At 63.2% G+C, this 4612-nt stretch carries 7 protein-coding genes and 1 tRNA gene; 4 read left to right on the top strand and 4 right to left on the bottom strand.

Annotated features, from left to right (window positions below):
- Both QOI01_RS19730 and QOI01_RS19725 read left to right on the top strand, forming a co-directional pair.
- Nucleotides 1-323 (top strand): MFS transporter (locus QOI01_RS19730; RefSeq protein ID WP_526383882.1); only part of this gene is annotated, 323 nt, incomplete at its 5' end.
- 54 nt (nt 324-377) lie between these two features.
- Nucleotides 378-450: transfer RNA gene (locus QOI01_RS19725), tRNA-Ala, on the top strand.
- Between the two features lie 780 nt (nt 451-1230).
- Here the strand turns inward: QOI01_RS19725 and QOI01_RS19720 are convergent.
- Together QOI01_RS19720 and QOI01_RS19715 are read right to left on the bottom strand one after the other, a co-directional pair.
- The gene (locus QOI01_RS19720) at nt 1231-1716 is read right to left on the bottom strand and encodes a hypothetical protein (RefSeq protein WP_526383880.1); all 486 of its coding nucleotides are present in this window, start codon (nt 1714-1716) and stop codon (nt 1231-1233) included.
- Between the two features lie 118 nt (nt 1717-1834).
- Complete coding sequence (locus QOI01_RS19715; RefSeq protein WP_526383878.1) at nt 1835-2071, bottom strand: hypothetical protein; 237 nt, start codon at nt 2069-2071, stop codon at nt 1835-1837.
- Nucleotides 2072-2222: 151 nt separating this feature from the next.
- Here QOI01_RS19715 and QOI01_RS19710 point away from each other — a divergent pair, with 151 nt between their 5' ends.
- Nucleotides 2223-2393 (top strand): hypothetical protein, encoded by a 171-nt coding sequence (locus QOI01_RS19710; protein WP_526383884.1) that lies wholly within the window; start codon nt 2223-2225, stop codon nt 2391-2393.
- Between the two features lie 296 nt (nt 2394-2689).
- On the opposite strand, the gene QOI01_RS19705 is transcribed toward QOI01_RS19710, so the two are convergent.
- A complete protein-coding gene (locus tag QOI01_RS19705) occupies nt 2690-3130 on the bottom strand; it encodes a nitroreductase family deazaflavin-dependent oxidoreductase (RefSeq protein WP_526383876.1) in 441 nt (146 codons plus the stop codon).
- Nucleotides 3131-3229: 99 nt separating this feature from the next.
- Entirely contained in the window at nt 3230-3547 is a 318-nt protein-coding gene (locus QOI01_RS19700; RefSeq protein WP_526383874.1) for a muconolactone Delta-isomerase family protein, read from the bottom strand.
- A 445-nt stretch (nt 3548-3992) separates the two neighbouring features.
- Between QOI01_RS19700 and QOI01_RS19695 the strand changes: the two genes are divergently transcribed.
- Nucleotides 3993-4612, top strand: a 620-nt coding sequence (locus QOI01_RS19695; RefSeq protein WP_526383873.1) for a CHRD domain-containing protein, incomplete at its 3' end; no start/stop codon positions are given.

Here is a 4612-nt window from a genome sequence, read left to right as displayed (position 1 = left end):
CGTACGTCACCGGTGCGGCGACGGGCATGTTCATCTCGCCGCAGCAGGCCGCCGTCGCCGACATCATCGGCAGCAAGGCCCGCGGCGGGACCGCGGTCGCGACGTTTCAGATGATGTCGGATTTCGGGGCCATCCTGGGCTCGCTGGCCGTCGGTCAGATCGCCGAACACCTGACGTTCGGGACGGCGTTCGTGATCAGCGGGGTGATCCTGCTGGTCGCAGCGGTCTGGTGGGTCTTCGCGCCGGAAACCCGGCCGCGCTCGAGCACCGAGCACACACCTGCCCGTCCGTTCGGCCCGGAGGCCGGCGGAGAGGTGCCGTGAGCTGCGGTTTTGAACCGCAAGTGCTGGTTGGTGTACCGTCGACCAGCACGACGAGGGGCTATGGCGCAGTTGGTAGCGCACCACACTGGCAGTGTGGGGGTCAGGGGTTCGAATCCCCTTAGCTCCACCCTGTGATGAGTCGGGACATGGGTCACACCTGAGTCGCGTCATCGGTTACGGAGGACCTCGGCCATCGGCCGGGGTTTTCTGTTTGTTGCGCCAGTGTTTGCGGTCGGGGTCGACGGTGTGGTTGGCGATGAGTCGGTGGGCGGTTTTGCTCAGGACGGTCACGGTGGTGGTCGTGACGAAGATGAGCACGGGGTGGCGGCGTGGTTCTTGCCGATGCCGAGCTGGTGGATGCGGCTGCCGTAGCGCAGGGTGAGTTTGCCGAACTGCCACGGCGGCGACTACTCCTGATCGGATAACCGTACTTCCCGCCACCGGGGCTTCGGGGCCTCGTTCTCAGTGTCGATCTGGGGTGACCTGGGACTCCTGCCGCCGCAACATGCGTTTCAACGGGCCTGACGGGTTCGATAGTTGTCCCCTTAGCTCCACCACGAAACCACAGGTCAGGGCGCTAGTCGCCTGCTACGACGTATGGCCGTCCGCAGCAGATCAGATCGCCGCGCCCACCTCTTCTCGATGGTCATGGCCGGCGTCGGCGTACCTTCGAGGACCCCGCCCGCTGACCCCGGTCTCTCCGCACCGGCGATGAGGTGGGCACAGGCGCTGGGCCGAAGCGCCAAATCCAAGATCCGCCCATTGTCGACGAGCCTCGCCGATACGGAAATCGTTGTAGCACATCGTGAATCGATGGAACCCGATATCGCCCTCCTCGATGACCGGGACCGACGCTAGGCTGACCACATCGAAGGCGGGTGGACTCTGACACACCTACGAAATGAAGTCACGACAAACTCAGATCGATGCCATTCCGCAGATCATCCATCGAGAAGGCCACTTTGGCGTCGCCGATATCCACGGTGTATTGGCCTTCACCGGACTCGGTCACCGGTGCCGAAAACTCGTAATGGCAAGAGGCCCGCCACGATTCGGAAGGTCCATGGTGTGTTGTTTCCAATACGAGCTCACCGGTAGACAAGTCGCCGCCTCCTACGGCGCGTCCGTCGAGGCTGATGACTACCGGAACTCCTTGCCTGACATCGATGCCCGCCTGAACGGAGTTGGCAATGCAGCGCTTGGTTCGAGGGCTATTCACATCGTCGCCGGAGATTGCCACCGAGACCTGGCCGTAAGCCAGGAAGCCGTCCCGCCATCCATCTGATCCTCTGTGTTTTGACGCGACGAGCGTGCCGGCTGTAGCAGCAACCGCTACCAGCAGGCAACCAACCAGTACTGAAACCCAAACGCCGGGTCGGCTGAGTCGAACCATCGGGATTCCTCCGAGGAGACGATGAAAGCCTACAGCGGCCGCGCCCAGCGAGAAGTGGCCTTATATCTCGTCATTGTTCCGCGCGGAGGCGTTATTGCCTGAGGCCCGCGGCCTTGCGCTAGGCCGTGAACTTGCGCTGGTCGTCAAACCAACCTTCGGCCTTGGCTTTCGCGAGCAGCCGGTCGACCGTGCGGGTCCTGACGTTTAGTTCGGCGGCGATCGTGGGGCGCACCGGCAAGCCGAGACTCAGAGCCTGATTTGCGATTTGCGCCGCTGAGTAAATCTTGGGGTCCGCGTTCTCCGGGCGCACCCACACCTCACTGGTGTCTTCCACGTATGCCAGCAGCCCGGCCAATCGGTCGATCCATTGCGCAGCCGTATATGCGAGGCGGCGCACCGGGATTGACCGGGGCGCCGAATTGTCGACTGGTTCGCGGACACTGTCCGCGACCATCGTCAACTCGGTCAGCCGTCTGTACGGGGCGAATTCGGCGAGAGTGGCGTCGATGGCCTTGTTGCAGTCCCCCGTGCGCGGTTTTTGGGTTGACGCTGGGGGACAGATGGCCCACGGTGCGCGATCGGTCACCGCCGAGAAGCACATCGAGAACTGCAGCCTGGCCGATCCCGCCTATGGCGAGGGCGTGCTTAAGGCATGCGAGGCACTGGGCGCACTCTGACCGATCCACGCCGAACCTTGGGTTGCCCTTCGTGGTGACCCAGCGTTCGGAGGCCGCGCGGTTGGCCATTCTCTCAGCAGGTTCGGCGCGGCCGGTCGATGACCACAGTTCTGACGACAACGCTGACGACAGTTGCTCGTCGAACTACGCCCACAACAGGCCGCTACACCTAGTAAACGGCCTCTTCACGCTTCGCTGCCTGCTCGTGGCAGTGTGAGGGTCAGGGGTTCGAATCCCCTTAGCTCCACCTAGAAACGCAGTTCAGAGGGTACTTTCACGGCGGTCGTCGATCGTCCTCAGTTCTGCAACTCGCATATCACCACCGGAATGTCACGATCCGTCCGTTGCTGATAGTCGGCGTAACCCTTGTATGACGCAACGATCTTCGGCCACAACTCGGCTTTTTCTGCTGCGCTGGCGGTACGTCCGTGGACTGCGTGCCGTTGGCCGTTGATCACGAGAAAGGCGTCGGGGCGCGCCTGGAGATTGCGGTACCAGTCAGGGTTGCGGTCATCCCCACCCTTCGATGCGATGAGCACCATCCGCTTGGAGTCGTAAACAGGTGTGGTCAGGTAGCAGGACCGAGGCAACCCCGACTTGCGCCCCGTGGTGTGGAGCTCGACCAACGGCATCCCGAACGGTTGGGCCAAGAGTCTGTTCCCGCTGGCTTTGAGGACCAGCCGGTGCGCCAGGTTCATCAGCTTCGCGCCGTTGTCCTTTAGCGAATTCCCGTTCATCACAAGTCCTTTCGGGTAGTTCGACGTTTTCGCAGCTCAAAGCACTGTCGGCATGGAGTTCGAGTCCCTTAGCTCCACTCGACGAAATAGATTCCAGCGTTACTCGCCCTCAACCGCGACGCGCAGCTCTTCGGCCCATTCGCTGTAAGGCCGGATCGCGTAAGCGCGCGTGTCCACCGAGCTGCCGAGCTTCTGGATGATCGGTAGCGACTCGAGCGCCTGGTCGAGCGATGTGTGGTCCGGTACGTCGAGCACGGCGAAGACGCTGCGCTGGCCGACGACTTTCCACAGGTTGGTTACTGCCCCGGCATCGACCGCACCCTGTGCCGCGCGGGCTTCCTCGAGCCAGATCGTAAATAGCTCTTCGCGGCTCATGTCGGCCGGCTGGTGGACGTCAAACTGGACGAAGTACTGCACCATCTCCTCCTTAACTTCGATGTCAGGCGGGAGTAGCTTCCCACGACCGCTTAACGTCGCTCGACTCCTATGTAACCAGTCGGAACACACCGCGCACACCGCTCGACCCGGTGCCCGCGCGCAGGCCGCTTGGAGCTGCTGATGCCGTGGACCGCAGCAGGCCGGTCTATGGATGGAACGCTCGTGCGGATGAGTTGACGCTGAACGCTTTCGCGGCTGGACTGCCTGTGGCACGGTGGTATATCTAAAGAACGATCAACGATTCTCAGCTGGTATTGCTTCACCCCGGACGTGCTGCAACCCGCGGATCGGCGACCTGAATGCGGGAGATCCCATACAGTCGGCGAGCCACTCATCGGGCCCTGTCGTCAGCGTGAGGCGCCAGCCCGAATGTGGGAGCAGAATCTTGAACACCAGCACGCACAAATTGACTTCCATGCGGTTCATGGCGGTAGCTGCCATAGTTGCCGCCTGCGTTGCAGCGTGCGGCTCGAGTTCGACGCCATCGTCGACCACGACTTCGGCCACGGCCACGGCCACCGGCGCGGCCGGTTCCCCGGTCAACGTCACTCTCGGCGACCAGCCGTCCGGCACGGTGACACTCAGCTGGGACCCCCAAACCAAAAACGTCAGCGCCAAGCTGCAGATGGTCGGCTTCACCCCAGGCAGTAGTCACGCGATGCACATCCACCAGGGCAGCTGCGCGGCACAGGGGGATGTCCTGGTCCCGTTTCCCGACGTGACCGCCAACGACGGTGGCGCGATCGACACCACCGTCACCAGCTCGCAGCCATCCGCCGCCGGTCTCGCCGCCGGCACGTTCCTGAACATCCATCTGGCGCCGGCTGCGCAAATGGGCGCCCCAGGGTCACTCGGGTACACGCCGATCTCCTGCGCGGACATCACCCCTGCCGCGTCGGCCACGCTGACCATGGCGACGCTACCGGAGCCCGGCCAGCACCCGCAGGGTTCGGCGAAGTTGACCTACGATCCTGCGAAGAAGGCGCTGTCCGTTGCCGTCACGGCGAGCGGCCTCGTCGCCGGGAGCGACCACGCGGTCCATAT

Source organism: Mycobacterium sp., assembly GCF_032162605.1.
Classification (GTDB): Bacteria; Actinomycetota; Actinomycetes; order Mycobacteriales; family Mycobacteriaceae; genus Mycobacterium.
The sequence above is the reverse complement of the archived record's forward strand: the minus strand, read 5'-3'. Positions and strand labels throughout refer to the sequence as shown.